The 14,638-nt window shown below is 40.6% G+C and carries 15 protein-coding genes and 1 pseudogene; 4 read left to right on the forward strand and 12 right to left on the reverse strand.

What is annotated here, in order from left to right:
- Nucleotides 1–127 precede the first annotated feature (127 nt).
- Nucleotides 128–942, forward strand: a pseudogene (locus HYG89_RS00225) (IS5 family transposase).
- 195 nt (nucleotides 943–1,137) lie between these two features.
- Complete coding sequence (locus HYG89_RS00230) at nucleotides 1,138–1,395, forward strand: EexN family lipoprotein (protein ID WP_178865521.1); 258 nt, start codon at nucleotides 1,138–1,140, stop codon at nucleotides 1,393–1,395.
- Nucleotides 1,396–1,490: 95 nt separating this feature from the next.
- On the opposite strand, the gene tsaD is transcribed toward HYG89_RS00230, so the two are convergent.
- The gene (gene tsaD / locus HYG89_RS00235) at nucleotides 1,491–2,507 is read right to left on the reverse strand and encodes a tRNA (adenosine(37)-N6)-threonylcarbamoyltransferase complex transferase subunit TsaD (RefSeq protein ID WP_004971458.1); all 1,017 of its coding nucleotides are present in this window, start codon (nucleotides 2,505–2,507) and stop codon (nucleotides 1,491–1,493) included.
- Nucleotides 2,508–2,653: 146 nt separating this feature from the next.
- On the opposite strand from tsaD, the gene rpsU reads away from it, so the two are divergent.
- Entirely contained in the window at nucleotides 2,654–2,869 is a 216-nt protein-coding gene (gene rpsU, locus HYG89_RS00240; protein ID WP_001136722.1) for a 30S ribosomal protein S21, read from the forward strand.
- Nucleotides 2,870–2,900: 31 nt separating this feature from the next.
- The gene (locus HYG89_RS00245) at nucleotides 2,901–3,347 is read left to right on the forward strand and encodes a GatB/YqeY domain-containing protein (RefSeq protein WP_154321276.1); all 447 of its coding nucleotides are present in this window, start codon (nucleotides 2,901–2,903) and stop codon (nucleotides 3,345–3,347) included.
- A 153-nt stretch (nucleotides 3,348–3,500) separates the two neighbouring features.
- On the opposite strand, the gene HYG89_RS00250 is transcribed toward HYG89_RS00245, so the two are convergent.
- The 11 genes from HYG89_RS00250 to gspL form a co-directional block, all read right to left on the reverse strand.
- A complete protein-coding gene (locus HYG89_RS00250; RefSeq protein WP_004971462.1) occupies nucleotides 3,501–3,863 on the reverse strand; it encodes a hypothetical protein in 363 nt (120 codons plus the stop codon).
- A 60-nt stretch (nucleotides 3,864–3,923) separates the two neighbouring features.
- The gene (locus HYG89_RS00255) at nucleotides 3,924–4,298 is read right to left on the reverse strand and encodes a GFA family protein (protein ID WP_096902524.1); all 375 of its coding nucleotides are present in this window, start codon (nucleotides 4,296–4,298) and stop codon (nucleotides 3,924–3,926) included.
- A 48-nt stretch (nucleotides 4,299–4,346) separates the two neighbouring features.
- Nucleotides 4,347–5,783 (reverse strand): M48 family metalloprotease, encoded by a 1,437-nt coding sequence (locus HYG89_RS00260; RefSeq protein ID WP_178865523.1) that lies wholly within the window; start codon nucleotides 5,781–5,783, stop codon nucleotides 4,347–4,349.
- 105 nt (nucleotides 5,784–5,888) lie between these two features.
- Nucleotides 5,889–6,863, reverse strand: a complete 975-nt coding sequence (locus tag HYG89_RS00265; RefSeq protein WP_178865526.1) for a D-glycerate dehydrogenase — start codon at nucleotides 6,861–6,863, stop codon at nucleotides 5,889–5,891.
- Between the two features lie 63 nt (nucleotides 6,864–6,926).
- Nucleotides 6,927–7,577, reverse strand: a complete 651-nt coding sequence (locus tag HYG89_RS00270) for a hypothetical protein (protein ID WP_004971470.1) — start codon at nucleotides 7,575–7,577, stop codon at nucleotides 6,927–6,929.
- A 171-nt stretch (nucleotides 7,578–7,748) separates the two neighbouring features.
- A complete protein-coding gene (locus tag HYG89_RS00275) occupies nucleotides 7,749–9,638 on the reverse strand; it encodes a M48 family metalloprotease (RefSeq protein ID WP_004971472.1) in 1,890 nt (629 codons plus the stop codon).
- A 95-nt stretch (nucleotides 9,639–9,733) separates the two neighbouring features.
- Entirely contained in the window at nucleotides 9,734–11,272 is a 1,539-nt protein-coding gene (purF, locus tag HYG89_RS00280; protein ID WP_096902526.1) for an amidophosphoribosyltransferase, read from the reverse strand.
- 25 nt (nucleotides 11,273–11,297) lie between these two features.
- Nucleotides 11,298–11,879: a CvpA family protein gene (locus HYG89_RS00285; protein ID WP_178865528.1), complete on the reverse strand. Its 582-nt coding sequence runs from the start codon at nucleotides 11,877–11,879 to the stop codon at nucleotides 11,298–11,300.
- Between the two features lie 3 nt (nucleotides 11,880–11,882).
- Nucleotides 11,883–12,884, reverse strand: coding sequence for a quinone-dependent dihydroorotate dehydrogenase (locus tag HYG89_RS00290; RefSeq protein ID WP_004971477.1), 1,002 nt, complete (start codon nucleotides 12,882–12,884; stop codon nucleotides 11,883–11,885).
- Nucleotides 12,885–12,995: 111 nt separating this feature from the next.
- A complete protein-coding gene (gspM, locus tag HYG89_RS00295; protein ID WP_178865531.1) occupies nucleotides 12,996–13,475 on the reverse strand; it encodes a type II secretion system protein GspM in 480 nt (159 codons plus the stop codon).
- The gene (gene gspL, locus HYG89_RS00300; RefSeq protein ID WP_178865534.1) at nucleotides 13,475–14,614 is read right to left on the reverse strand and encodes a type II secretion system protein GspL; all 1,140 of its coding nucleotides are present in this window, start codon (nucleotides 14,612–14,614) and stop codon (nucleotides 13,475–13,477) included. The genes gspM and gspL overlap by 1 nt, the downstream gene beginning before the upstream one ends.
- Between the last annotated feature and the right edge of the window lie 24 nt (nucleotides 14,615–14,638).

A 14,638-nucleotide genomic window follows, 5' to 3' on the forward strand; every position in this document is an offset into this window, starting at 1 on the left:
AGCACTGCTGTCAGCAACTTTATGGATTTCTATAAATTGTAGGATGAGTGCAGAGAAAAAAATAAATAAGTTCGATTTAAAACCAATAGACCTCTTGCGAAAGTAAAAAATTGTTTATACTCATCTCATGAAATATGAAAATTTAACAAGATTTAATGATGAAGAATTTAAACGACTTGTTGGAGTTCCTCGTCCATTATTCTTAAAAATGGTATCAGTGTTACAACATGCTGAACTTGCCAAGAAAAAATCTGGAAGACCTCATTCGTTGTGTTTAGAGGATCAATTGTTGTTAACTTTAAATTACTTACGCTGTTATAGAACTCAAATTGAGTTATCCGCCGACTATAACCTAGCTGAAAGTAATGTGAATCGTACGATTCAGAAAGTTGAAAATGCTCTGATTCAATCACGGATTTTCGCATTGCCGAAAAGGAATCAAAAGTTTAATGAGGGGGATTATGTAATCGTTGATGTTACTGAGTCACAGATTGAGCGTCCCAAAAAAACAAAGAAAATTCTATAGTGGTGAAAAGAAGAAACATACGCTAAAAACACAGGTCATTTTTAACCCCCAATTAAAGCAAATTGTAAGTATACAGATTGAAGATGGCAGAAAACACGATCTGAACATTGCGCGTAAGCATTTGAAGGAGATGATTATTTATCCTTATATCATGACAGATTTAGCCTATAAAGGATTTCATCAGATTAAGAGTAAGTTACTCATTCCAATCAAGAAACCTAACAATTTATCATTACCCCAAATAGCAAAACAGATCAACCAAGAAATCAGTCGGCGTAGGATCACAATTGAACATATCAACGGCAAACTTAAAACATTTTCGGATATTAACAGAACGCTATAGAAATAGACGGAAACGATTTGGTCTAAGAATGAATTTAATTGCTGGAATGGTGAATTGGATGCTCTTAAATTAACTTTCGCAAGAGATCTAATACCAGCAATAAAGACTAGGATAAAATATGACTATAAAACTTCAAAAAATTAAAAATATTTATATTGCAATTATTTAATTTTACTTAATAAGATCAACTTTAGTCCATTGTATTATTTTATGAACCCATTATTCGCTTAAGATGCAATCTCTTTAAAACAAACAACGGTTAAAAATAATGTTTAAATTTAAAAATTTGTTAATTACAGTAAGTTTAATTACAACGCTTACAGCATGTACACAAGTGAAAACTCAAGAATATTATGCTGAGAACTTAGATGAGGCTAAAAAAGTTTTGCAGAAGTGCGAAGAAATGGCCAATCAAGGTAAATCACTAGAAGGTAAAAAATTAGAAAACTGTACAAATGCGGGGAATGCTGTGATGCAAGGCATGATGAAAGATCTTACCAAAGGTTTAATGGACGCAATTCGCTAAGTTTTAAGTATTCGTTTCTAATATTAATGTAAAAATTTAGCATATAAAGTCAGAGGCAGATTATTGCCTCTGATTGATTTTATGCTACGAACAACTTAACCCGCAGTTGGATTGGTAAGCTCCGTCATCGGCCAACGTGGTGTAGTCGTAACCGATAAACCATCTTGCTGCCCTGCTTTTAAACGCTGATAGCCCGCAAAAGCAATCATTGCACCATTGTCGGTGCACAATGCAGGTTCTGCATAATAAACCGTTGCACGAATTTTAGCTAAATCTGCTTCTAAACGCTCACGTAACCGAGTATTTGCACTCACCCCACCCGCGATCACCAAGCGTTTTAAACCTGTTTGTTTTAAAGCTTTTACCGATTTTTTCACCAAAGTATCAACAATCGCTTCTTGGAAACTTGCCGCAATATCGGCATCACGGTTTTCATCACCTAACTTTTTCATTTGTACTGAAACCGCAGTTTTTAAACCGCTAAATGAAAATTCTAAGCCTTGGTGCAACATTGGACGTGGAAATTCAAAAGCTTTGGCATCGCCTTGTTCAGCTAGTTTGGCGATATTTGGCCCACCCGGATACGGTAAACCCATCATTTTGGCAACTTTGTCAAAAGCCTCGCCTGCAGCATCATCAATCGACTCGCCTAACAATTCATATTGGCCAATGCCATAAGCTGCCATGAGCTGTGTATGTCCACCCGAAACCAATAAAGCGACAAACGGAAATTCTGGCGGTGTCGCAGACAATAATGGTGCAAGCATGTGCCCTTCCATGTGATGCACCCCAATTGCAGGTTTATTTAAGGCAAAAGCTAAAGTTCGTCCAAATAATGCGCCTGTCATGAGTGCGCCCATTAGCCCCGGCCCACGGGTATAAGCCACTGCATCAATTTCAGATTTTTTGACTTGGCTCTGCTCAAGCAATTGATTGATTAAAGGAATAAGTTTGCGCACATGGTCACGTGAAGCCAGTTCGGGTACCACACCACCATACTCTGCATGCAATTTAATTTGGCTATACAGTACTTGCCCGCGCAAACCTAACTCGCTGTCATACAGTGCAAGTCCTGTTTCATCACAAGATGTTTCTAAGCCTAAAACGATCATTAAATTGCCTATAACCTGTATCAATTCTATTGCGAAACCTATTATAGACTTGTGATATGAGATGTAAATGAGTAAAATACTGACCTTCACTTGTGATCGTGGGCAATTTCGCCCAGATCTTATCCATAACTTAATGAGGATTCTTCATGCCACAAGTTAAATTGAAAGAAGGCGAACCAGTAGACGTAGCTATCCGTCGTTTCAAACGTTCTTGCGAAAAAGCAGGTGTTTTAGCTGACGTACGTAAGCGTGAATTCTACGAAAAACCAACTCAAGAACGTAAGCGCAAAAAAGCTGCTGCTGTTAAACGCTACCAAAAGAAATTGGCGCGTGAATCAGTACGTACTACTCGCCTTTACTAATTAATTTGTGATTGCCTGTCTGGATTAAATGATGACGACTTTGAAAAACCAAATTACTGACGTTTTGAAAGCGACAATGCGCGCCAAAGAAATGCATAAGTTAACGGTAATTCGTAGTCTACAGGCGGCAATTAAGCAAATCGAAGTCGATGAGCGCAAAGAGCTTGACGATGCTCAGGTTCTTGCGGTCATTGAAAAGCAAATTAAACAACGTAAAGAATCGGTTAAAGCCTTTGAAGGCGCTGGCCGAGAAGATTTAGCTAGTAAGGAACAAGCCGAAATTGAGGTGTTATCTCAGTTTCTACCAGAAGCTATGACTGAGGAAGAACTTGATTCCATGATTGCGCAAACCATTGAAGCGCAACAAGCTACTAGCATGAAAGATATGGGTAAGGTGATGAACTCTCTGCGTCCGCTCATAGCCGGGCGCGCCGATCCTGCTCAAGTATCTGCCAAAATTAAAGCCAAATTAAGCTAATTAGCTCACCCCAAATTTGTGCTTCTCCGAACACTGATTTAAATGTCAGATTAAGCCCGCTTTAATCTTTCTATCTAATGCTATTAAGTAAAATGCTAAACCTAGGATGAGATAGATTATCTATTCACCCTTAGACACTTCTGCTTTAACTTTTTACTTTAAATCGCAGTTCACTTGATATTTTTTCAGTAATTGCATTTCTTTAGATGTGCTGACCTGCTGAATCACGTCCTGTTTATTAATATTCTGATAACGACGATCCAAATAGGCACGGTTTTCATCTGCTGCCTGATATAAACGATCAACATAACGACTAACAATGCCGCAAAACTGCTGCTGTTGCTGCGGATTAAAACCCTGCTGTTGTGGGTTTAAGCCTCGTAAAAACTGTCGGGTATCTTGTTTATATTGCGCATTAATTTCTTCAACAGCCAACACATACTGCTCTGCACTCGCAGCATAGACATTTTGCAAGGTCATCCCCAAAGTAAGGCATAAATAAATATATTTTTTCATTTTCAAGTCAGGGTCGTTTCAACTCAAGTTCTATTTTAGCATTGTATATTCGGTGAATAACTATTCACACGACTCAATTGCCAAAAAGTTGGGTTTGTATTGCGCAAATGCTTGCTCACATGGTTCGGGAACTTTGCCTTGAGTCACTGTCCCTAAGCGTAAGCGAATAATATCGGGTAAATCTAGCCGATAAGAATAAATCGGGCTGCCACACTCCTGACAAAATACCCGTGCTTTATTGGGACTATGAAAATATTCTTTTAGATATTTTAAGCCACGCACCACTTCAAAATGTTCGCGTGCCACTGGACTATTCCATCCCATAATACCGCCTTGCGCACGACGGCAATGCTGGCAAAAACATAATATTGTTTTTTCAATTTCGGCATGGTAACGGTAATACACCGCACCACATAAACATTGTCCCTCAATCATTCTTAAACTCCTTTTCTTTATTGTTATGCCACCGTATGTACGCCCGACTTATATTTTTAACTGTCGTTCTCTTTGCATTTCAGTCACACGGTTTTTTATATTTGCCGACATCGCCTGATTGTCTTTGGCTAAACGCTGCGCGTGCAGTAATGATTTAATTGCCTCTTCTTCCCAACCTGACCAATACTGTACTTCTGCACGATACCGTAACACATTTACCGTGCGTAATGCAGAGCTTCGGTCTACATTTGCCGCTTGCTGCATTAAATTCCATGCCGATAAATCACGTGGATTTTTTTGCAAGAAATCCTTCAAAATACTTTCTGCTTGCGTAGTTTGATTTTGACGAATCAAAACCTCGGCCCATTTATAATTCAGCGCACGATTTTCAGGCATAATTCGCGCAGGTGAACCAATTGTTTTGAGCGCTAAATCAATTTTATTTTGCCCTAAATAAATGTCAGTTTGAATAAGTGTCAATAAATTATGTAAACGATTGTGACTTTTGGCCTGATCTATACTTTGTTGCGCCAAAACAAAATCGCCTTGCTGGCTATAAAAATAAGCCAAAGCCAAATTCGCCGCAAAATGGTTACGGGTTGCAAATGCTTTAAGCTGCTGTTCTGTCGCCTGCTGCGAAACCACCAAACTATATAACTTTAAAATCTCAAAGTCTTCATCACGCAGCGAGGTTGGCACTGGTGGCAATTGATTGGCACGTAAACGCGCCTCACTCATCCGCTCTGTGGTTAAGGGATGGGTAAACCAGAAGTCAGGTAAGAAGCTCACTCGACTCGTAGTACGGTGCATCACCTCAAAAAAATCTGCCATACTTTGTGGATTGTAGCCCGCGCTATACATATATTGCATGCCAATGCGGTCTGCTTCACGCTCCTGATTACGGCTATAAGTCAATTGCTGATCCATTAAAGCGGCTTGAGAACCTATCATCACCGCTGCGCCTGCATCACCATCGGCTTGTGAGGCAACCAATGCCCCAACCACAACCCCAGCGAGTGCCAACAAACCCTGTCCTTTAAATGCCTCTTGAGAGCGACTGTAATGACGTTGCGACACATGCGCAATTTCATGCGCCATCACGCCCGCAACTTCATCCATATTACGGGCAGAATTAATAAGACCTGTGTTTAACGCAAATAAACCACCCGGCACAGCAAAAGCATTAATTTGTGGATCATTGATAATGAGTAGCCCAATGGGTTGCCCCAATTGAGTTTGGCTGAGTAGATGCGAAAACGTATTGATTAATTGATCTTCCAGCCACGGGTTTTGCGTGACAGGCATTTTACGCTGCACTTCCCGATAGACTTTTTCACCAATACTGCGTTCTTTTTGCTGATCAATTAATCCCACACCACTGCCTATTTCAGGCACATTAAATTGTGGTGTGGTGGTTAGATTGGCACTTTGGGTTGTCGCAATACTGGCAAAACTCAAACCGCAGATCAGTAATAGATGTTTCAATGGATGATCTCAAATACATATTTTGCATAATGATTCACTATAACATTGAAAAATGAACGCATTTGCAATGATGTGTTATCAATTTTTACCAAATCATCTTTAACTTTAAGACGTATAACAAGCAGGATTAACAACATATTGCGGGCGACGTCCTTCCAGCGCATCAACTAAATTTTTATAGGCTAAGTTTGCCATTTGTCGACGAGTTGCTGCAGTTGCTGAACCAATGTGCGGCAAAGTCACGACATTATCTAACTCAAATAATGGTGATTCTTGCAGTGGTTCTTTGTCATAGACATCCAAAGCTGCGGCAAAAATTTTGCCTGCTTGTAAGGTCTGAATAAGTGCCTGCTCATCAATGACTGAACCACGCGAAATATTGACCAAAATTGCATGTGACTGCATTAAATCAAGTTCACACTGACCAATTAAGGCTTTAGAGTCTGCATTTAAATCGACTGCCAGTACCACAAAATCAGACTGTTGCAGCAATTCATCCAGACTTAAATATTCTGCATTAAATGCCTTCGCCACTTCCATTTTTTCACGACGATTGTGGTACACCACATTCATATTAAAACCATGAAATGCACGCCGTGCGATAGCCGCACCAATATGCCCCAAACCTACAATACCAATGGTTTTACCATAAATATCCTGTCCAAACTGCGCTGCACCCACGGTACGTTTCCATTGCCCTTGTTTAGTCCACCGATCTAAATATGGCACTTGTCGTGCTGCACTCATCAATAAAGTAAAGGCTAAATCTGCTGTGGTTTCAGTCAAGACATGCGGTGTATGGCAAAGACTAATCTTTTGTTGGGTTAAATAATCTACATCATAGTTGTCGTAACCGACACTTACACTCGAAATCACTTTGAGTTTAGTCGCAGTATATAAGTTACTTTGATTAAGCAAGCGCCCTGCACCAATCATGCCATCCGCATCTTGCACATGCTCAAGCAACTGTTGATTCACGTCACCCAACTTCGGGCTGACCTGCACCACCTGATAATCTTGCTCTAGCTTACTTAAAATTTCTGCATCAATTTGACTAAACACTACCACTTTTTTACGCATGATTATCCCTGTTTCGTGTCTACAATTGCTTGTATATGGAGAGTTTTAAATATCTGAATTGACTTAGGCTTTAGGCTGTAACGATGTGATTTGTATCGCATCCCACAGACTTTTTTTCAACAGCGGTTGATCTAACATCTCTTGCAAGCTGGCTAAATGCAAACATTGTTCAGATTTAAAATGTGGTAATTGACCTAAAATCAGCATGTTTTTATCTGTGCTCAAGACATCAACAAAACCTTGCACATAATTTTCTACCCCGATGCCGTCTTGTAATACTTCTAAAGCAAAAGGCCATTGCAATACGTGATATTCGGCCTGTAGCGCATGTTGAATATTACGCCACAATTGTTGCTGTTCCTGACTCAAGGTAGTGCTTTCTACCAAAATGACACAATGTGGCAACTGCAAAGCTTCAATACTAAATGCTTCAATTTGCAGCATGACACGCGCTTCAGGAACAACTTCTGGCGCGGCCGCTTCAACTGTCGTATGTTGCGGAGATGGTTCTTGCTTAGGCTTTTCGTGAATAATCGGCTGTTGTTGTTTTAATTGTTGAGGTACTGCAGCAGGAACAATAATTTCGCTGTGTATTTCAGGTGCAGCTTGGTCGCGCCAAACCGATGATTGTGGCAAAGTTTGAGACACAGCCATTCTGGAAACCCAAATATCGATTCCCAAACTGGCTAAAATGTCACGCTGATGCCCCATCATGTTTATCATCACCCATCTAATTTTTCGCTGCACGTATTTATCACAGAACAACATGCAAGATAGCACCTATTCTACCTAGAAAGGCTGCACAATGCTGTGCTTTCTTTCACCCAATCTGACCTATTTAGATGATCCAGAAAACTTGCTTTAAACACACCTAGTCAATCAGTGTCACACAATCATCAAACTGTTTTGTTTTTGCATTTGCTCGACAATTTCTTCGGTTTTAAAACCTAAACGCCAATAGAGCAACTCCAAAACATCCAATTCATCTTGGGTGATAATACGGTCATTCCACAAACAAATTTCAGCAATGCCTAACACCATCAGTCGATCACGCAGCAGCAAACCTGCCATATCATTTAAAATTTCTGATAAATCAATCGGTTCATCTGAAATTTCTTCATAATCAATCAATTCATCTGCAGTTAAAACACGTTCTAAAATACGTTCACGTACATCTAACTGATTAACACTATTAATTTGCTGCACATGCAATAAAGCATCGATTAAACGTACAATTTGCGGTTTAACTTCGTGTAACGCTGCAGGTGTATGTAAAGGCAGCAAGTTCAATTCAAACTTAATACGTTCAAGCAGCAAGGCATCCAACAAACCAATCTCGCCATCTTCCTGAATGATTTTTGCCAATTTGGTTAGAAACTGCCGTGCGATACTCAGCGGCATACCACCAATATTTTTACACGCTTCATGGAAAATCGAGATATGTACTCGCCCATCCAAATGTAATAAAGCATCTACAATTGCACGGCTGACTTCTGCTTCAGCAGGAATAAATTCACGATATTGGCGAATCATTAAAATAGCAACAATCACCTCACGCGAACCCGTTGCCGTTTGTAAGGCACGCTGAATCAACTCTGGGCGCGGCATGTTATTACGAATTTCAGGCTTGAGGGGCTTAATTGCATCATTAATTGCAAAGCTAATTGGCGATAAGCGCAGCAAAGGCAAAGGTTGTGGTGAACTCCACGGCGCATAATATTCAGCATTCATTTCTTCTAACGAGCGAAATAGGCTAAACAAAGGCTGATTGCGTAAACGCTTCAAATTTTCGAGTTGTAAGTCTTGCACCAAGGTTGGATCAAGCTCAAAAATACGGGCTTCAATACTTGGATGAATATTCATCCAGCTTTGCGGACTGAGCGAGTTAGCAAAGCACATGTGGGAAATAGATTCTGAATATTCACTATGAATTTGCGACCCTGCATGATGCACATAAATTCGCAGCAAAGTTTGAATATTGGCATTATTTTGAATCAAACGTTTGGTTTTTAAATCATTTTTAAAGGTACGTCCGCTTAGACTAATATATTTAATTAAGCGGGTAATCAACACGCCCAAGCTACCAAACAACCAGATACCACCACCTACAGCAACAAAAAAAGTCGCTAACTTATGTGGCGGTGCATCACGATGTTGTCCAAAGCCAAGTTTGGCGATGCTACTGCCCCACTTACTAAACGTGGTTAGGCTACTGTAGAGGATTTTAAGCTTGGTATTATCAATGGTTTCACCACTTAAAATATGGTTAAACTCATGGCTGAGTAGTCCATAAAGCTCTTGCTCATCCAAGTTTTGCAAAGCACCCCAAGTCAAAATAATCACAATATCTTTATGACTAAAGCCTGCAGTGAGGGCATTTACCCCAATTTCATCGGGCAATACATATACAGTAGGCGCTGGGATTTGAAAGGTATCGGCCAATTGTTCGGTCAGTTTAAGTGCGGTACTTTCTTCTGGGGTACTTTCGAACTGGGTTAAACGACGCGCACCCAATTGTTTTGCCAAAGAATGACCACCTGAGCGAAAAACGTAAAATTCCAAAATGACGGATACCGTCATAATCAGCACCAAGACCGTAATCCAGTATGGGCTTAGACTGTGCCAATAGATGGATTGGCTTGAATCGACATAATAGACCAACAGACCCAAAACTGTGTTTAAGATAAACAGGGTCAAAGCGACTGCAACCAAACATAAAATTGCAGACCAAATCATATTTTTGTTTTTAATCAAGTAACTACTCACAGACCTCAATGTAAACATCCTGAATTACATTGTATTTGAGCCACCATCATAAATGAAAAAAGCGGGAATTTCCCGCTTTTCTCACTGAGCTGATCAGAAAAAAATTAACTCTCTTTTACACCAGTTAAGTCTACTGACGCGGCATCAATATTGACATCAATATAACCATCTTTGCCTTTTTTAGCCAAGTCGTTGCGCTTTTGCTCAAGATCATTCAGATAAGCTTCGTCAATTCCGCCAGCTACATACACGCCATCAAATACTGAACAATCGAATTCAGTTAAATGCGGTACTTTATGGGTACGAACGGCTTGTTTTAAATCTTCTAAATCTTGGAAAATTAAACGGTCTGCACCAATAATTTCACGAATTTCTTCGACATTACGGTTAGACGCGATTAATTCATCTTTGGCTGGCATATCAATACCATACACGTTTGGATATTTCACCATTGGCGCTGCAGAAGCAAAGAATACTTTTTTCGCCCCAGCATCACGTGCCATTTGAATAATTTCGTTACAGGTCGTACCACGGACAATCGAGTCATCCACCAACAGTACATTTTTGCCTTTAAACTCAAGCTCTACAGGGTTCAGTTTTTGGCGCACTGATTTTTTACGCAATTGCTGACCTGGCATAATAAAGGTACGTCCGATATAGCGGTTTTTCATAAAACCTTCACGGAATTTAACCCCTAAAGTATTTGCCAATTCTAAAGCTGATGTACGTGATGTATCTGGAATTGGAATAACGACATCAATATCGTGTTGCTCGCCCCACTCTTGGGTAATTTTATGCGCCAGTTTTTCACCCATTTTCAAACGCGCTTTATACACTGAAATACCATCAATGGTCGCATCTGGACGAGCAAAATATACATACTCAAAAATACATGGGCGATATTCAGGTTTAGCGGCACATTGCTGGGTAAATAATTCACCTGCGTCATTAATAAAGATCGCTTCACCCGGCGCAATATCACGTTCAACTTTAAAGCCAAGTGCAGTAATTGCCACAGATTCTGATGCAATAATATATTCCATGCCCTGTTCAGTTTCACGTGAACCGTAAATCAATGGACGGATACCATTTGGATCACGGAAGCCAACCAAGCCTTGACCTGTAATCATAGCAACAACGCCATAAGCACCCTTACAACGCTCATGCACACGGCTGATCACATGAAAAATATCTTCTGAAGTTGGGTTTAATTTGCCACGTTTTTGCAATTCATGTGCAAATACGTTCAATAACACTTCTGAGTCAGAATCGGTGTTCATGTGACGTAAATCTGTTTTAAACAGATCTTCGTGAATTTCTTCGGCATTGGTCAAATTACCATTGTGTGCCAAAGTAATCCCGTACGGCGAGTTCACATAAAATGGCTGCGCTTCGGCACTGCTAGATGAACCTGCAGTTGGATAACGCACGTGCCCAATACCATAATTACCTTGCAACGCACGCATGTGACGCGTATGGAATACATCACGCACCATACCGTTATCTTTACGCAAGAACAAACGTCCATTGTGGCAAGTTACGATCCCAGCTGCATCCTGTCCACGATGTTGTAACATCGTTAATGCATCAAACAACATTTGGTTAACAGGTGATTTACCAGCTATACCAACAACTCCACACATAGCAACCTCGCAGACCAGCTAGGGATTAATAAAAAGGATTATTCGTTGAGCCATCTGCGCCAGAGCGGTTTTCTTTTGCGTCAGATGCGATGTCGGAAGATGACGCGGCATCTTTCGACTTGATGTGCTGTAAAGCCTCATTGGCAGCGTCTTTGGAGAGTTCTGTTGCCCACGGTGCATACGGCAATAAAGTTTGCACAAATTTAGACTGTTTCCAATAAGGCGAGCTTTCGACCCAAGGACCAATGCCTTGAATGGTAATAAGGACAATGAGTAAGCCTTTCAAGGTACCAAATGCACCGCCTGCCAAACGATTTAATGGGCCAAGTTTCAAGCTCTTTAAAACACCATTTAAAACAGCGGTTACAATCCAGGTCAGTACCACAATCACCAAGACAATAAATGCAAAGGCTGCAATTTTTTGTACCACAGGATCGCTACTGAGTGCTGTCATCGAAGGTGCTAGGACAACTGCATATTTTGCCGCAACAATTAGGGCAAAAATCCATCCTACCAAGTTCGCAAAGGCTTTAATAAATCCTTGTCGCAAACCGTTCAACCCTCCAATAAGCAAGAGAATCAGAATAACGATATCAATGGTATTCATAAGTTATAAGGCGTTCACACAATCTTGAACCAGCTCAGGACCTGCATAGATTAAACCACTATACACCTGAACCAAGCTTGCACCTGCATTTTTTTTGGCAACCGCTTGTTCGCCCGACAAAATGCCACCTACACCAATTAAAGGAATTTCACCTTTCAGTGCTGCTGAAAATGCTGCCAAACATGCAGTACTTTTTTCAAACACAGGCGCACCCGATAAACCACCTGCTTCATCGCCATGCGGCAAGTTTTCTACACCTTCGCGCGACAAAGTGGTATTGGTCACAATCAGACCATCAATTTTGAATTGCAATAATTGTTTGGCAATAAACTGAATATCTTCAGGGTCTAGATCTGGAGCAACTTTTAATACCAACGGCACATAATGTTGATGTTCTTCGGCTAACTCCAACTGACGCTGTTTGAGGGTTTGCAATAACTCAGTCAGCGCATCACCACTTTGCAAACTGCGCAAGTTTTTGGTATTCGGTGATGAAATGTTTACGGTGATATAAGAGGCATAGTTATAGACTTTTTCTAAACAAATCAGATAATCATCTACTGCATTTTCAACTGGCGTATCGGCATTTTTACCAATATTAATCCCTAAAATACCTTTAAATTTTGCCGCTTTGACGTTTTCAATCAGCTGATCGACCCCATCATTATTAAAACCCATACGGTTAATAATGGCTTTGGCCTGTGGAATACGGAATAAACGTGGATGCGGATTGCCCGCTTGAGGACGTGGCGTAATGGTACCAATTTCAATAAACCCAAAGCCTAAACCAGCCAAGGCATCAATATACGCACCATTTTTGTCTAGACCTGCTGCCAAACCTACTGGATTAGGGAATTCAATTCCCATACACGTCACAGGTTTCGCTACAGTCTTTTGACGCATCAAGCCCATTTTATGGCTCGATTTCAATAGTGATAGTGTCAGCTCATGTGCACGCTCTGGTGCTAAAGAAAATAACAACGGGCGGGCTAGAGAATACAACATATCTGCAAAAGTCTACTGCTTTCTAAGTCGCCATATTATAGGCTTAGCCCAGTCAAAACGCTATGCTTGACATGGGTTTATTTTCCGAGTTTCGGACTTTATTTTTAACCTTTACTGGACTGTCGCTGTTAATTTAATCTGCCCTGCTTCAGAAATTAATTCCATTTTTTCGATACTTAAACCCATTTGCGCCAATTGGGTTAAAAAATTTGCCAACACAGCATAATTGGCATGACTCGCCACCAGTAGCATCTTGTCACCACTTTGCTGCGAAGCAACCGATAAACCCTGTTGCTGAGCCACACGCTGAATTTTATCGGCTGCACTGAGTTGTGCATCATTGGCAGGTTTCATTGTGACTGCATGACTTTGCATCACCACCACCAAATCTTTAAGATCATTCACCCGTTTTTGCTGTTTTTCGGCTGCGGCATGCATATACCACAATGCAGAACCCACCGCAGCAACGATCACAAAGATTGTGGTAAACACCACCAAAACACGCTCACGTGTATTTAAACGATCTAAATAATCTTGCACCAGTTCAATACGTTGATCGAACCAAGTCGACATTTTTTCCATGGCTTTCATTATTGTATTTTCACCAATCCTACTGCACCTGACGCGCTCGGCTGAATATTACCCAGCTCGACCTTAAAACCCTGCTGATTCAATTGCTGAGTGAGCGCTTGCAAGGTCGCTGCCGAGTTGGCATTCAATTCCATGTTCAACATATTGGCATCAAAACTCACACGATTAGCCACAATTTGATTTTGCATCAACACAGGGCCAACACGACTGAGCAATTGCAGCGCTTGAGTATCTGCATTTTTACTCATGCGTACCTGACTTTCAAACTGGCTTTGAATATTTTGTTCGGTAATACGACTATTTGCACCAAACCAATATTGATATTGTTCTATGGCTTGAACCGCTGTTTGATCTGCTACTTTTTTAAGTTTGCTCCAACGCAGTGCATCATAGCTAAACTGTACAATTAAAATCCCAAGAAATACTGCTGCACAGGCTTTCCAATAACCTGAAACACCCGTGTCTTGCTTGGATTTTGGCAGCATGTTGAATGGATGCTGTTTGGCTTTCACTAATGCAGGTACTACATAATGAAAGCTTTCTAATTGTTCTTGTGTTGCAAATGCTTCAATACTTTGCATTTGTTCTGCACTAAAGTTGGTGATTTTATAGTTTCGTTCTGCAGTTTGATAATCTAGATAAAGTGCCAGATCATCAACTGAATAACCTAAAAATTCACTTTCACGTACCAACAAGCGTCCGCAAATATTTCCAATCACCGTTTGCCCTGGTTCAGGTTGCGGCAAAATTAAAAAATCAGGTAACAATGCACTGATTTTAACTGGCAACAAACTGAATACATGCAAATAGGTTTCAATACTATGCTTGGCAACTCCCAGCACGGTTATTTGCTCAGGTGGCTGAAAATGATGAACCACCTGCATCGCATCAATTGGCAATACGGTATATTCTTCTAATAAATACTTCACGCCATCGGTACCCAATTGTTTATATTGAGCTTTAGGCAAAGTTTGTTGCATGATTTGCACATCACGGCTTGGGAAAAACACCACAGCATCTTTTCCTTGAAAAGCCTGCAATGCCTGAATCAAGGCATCAAGACTATCTGCCTCTGTCCAGTATTCCCCATTTGACCATTGCCAAACCCCATTGGCTTCTGGCATCCATAAATACAGCATTATTATCGTTCTACCGTTGAATTA

Source organism: Acinetobacter sp. SwsAc5, from assembly GCF_013391485.1.
Classification (GTDB): Bacteria; Pseudomonadota; Gammaproteobacteria; order Pseudomonadales; family Moraxellaceae; genus Acinetobacter; species Acinetobacter towneri.